Annotated in this window: 1 protein-coding gene; it reads left to right on the top strand. The window is 43.3% G+C overall.

Annotation, left to right across the window (positions count from 1 at the left end; all coding sequences use genetic code 11):
• Window positions 1-402: UvrB/UvrC motif-containing protein (locus KH400_RS21730; RefSeq protein ID WP_217228191.1), on the top strand; the 402-nt coding region annotated here is incomplete at both ends.

Below are 402 nucleotides of genomic sequence, written 5' to 3'. Positions count from 1 at the left end.
ACTTGAAAGAGCTTGAGCAACGTCTTGACGAAACGAGAAAAGAAAAAGACGCCGCTGTTCAAAGCCAGGAATTTGAAAAAGCTGCTTCTTTACGTGATTCAGAGCAACGTTTACGTGAAGAGTTAGAAGAAATGAAGAATGAGTGGAAGAAAAAGCAAGGCCAAGAAGATACAGAGGTAACAGCTGAAGACATTGCACAAGTTGTAGCAAGCTGGACTGGAATCCCTGTATCGAAATTAGCAGAAGAAGAGACGGACCGCTTACTTAAGATGGAGTCGATTCTACATGAACGAGTTATTGGTCAGGAAGAAGCTGTTAAATCGATCTCTAAAGCTGTACGCCGTGCACGGGCAGGACTGAAAGATCCTAAGCGTCCAATTGGTTCCTTCATTTTCTTAGGAC

It is taken from the genome of Desertibacillus haloalkaliphilus (assembly GCF_019039105.1).
In the GTDB taxonomy this organism is placed as follows: domain Bacteria; phylum Bacillota; class Bacilli; order Bacillales; family KJ1-10-99; genus Desertibacillus; species Desertibacillus haloalkaliphilus.
The sequence above is the reverse complement of the archived record's forward strand: the minus strand, read 5'-3'. Positions and strand labels throughout refer to the sequence as shown.